The 234-nt window shown below is 35.9% G+C and carries 1 protein-coding gene; it reads right to left on the bottom strand.

Going from position 1 to position 234, the window contains the following annotated elements; translation table 11 throughout:
• Positions 1–201 (bottom strand): hypothetical protein (locus R0K30_RS23640; protein ID WP_410613482.1); only part of this gene is annotated, 201 nt, incomplete at its 3' end.
• Positions 202–234 lie beyond the last annotated feature (33 nt).

Genomic DNA, 234 nt, shown 5'->3' with positions numbered 1-234 from the left:
ATACCATTGGACATCCGATGCAGCAGAATGTGTATTGATTGATACTCCTTGACCAAAGCCAAGCTCACATGCCGTATTGAATTTTGGTACTTCAAGTCCTGACATCAAGAAAGGAATTTTGACATTATTAGGGCTTAGTTCTGGATAATAGCCGTAAGTATAATCGATATCGCTAATGTAACCCTCTGACCAATTTGCCATGTTTATATCCTTATATATGATTAATTTAAATAC

Origin of the sequence: Bacillus sp. SIMBA_154 (genome assembly GCF_046536015.1) — a bacterium.
In the GTDB taxonomy this organism is placed as follows: Bacteria; Bacillota; Bacilli; order Bacillales; family Bacillaceae; genus Bacillus; species Bacillus pumilus_P.
The sequence above is the reverse complement of the archived record's forward strand: the minus strand, read 5'-3'. Positions and strand labels throughout refer to the sequence as shown.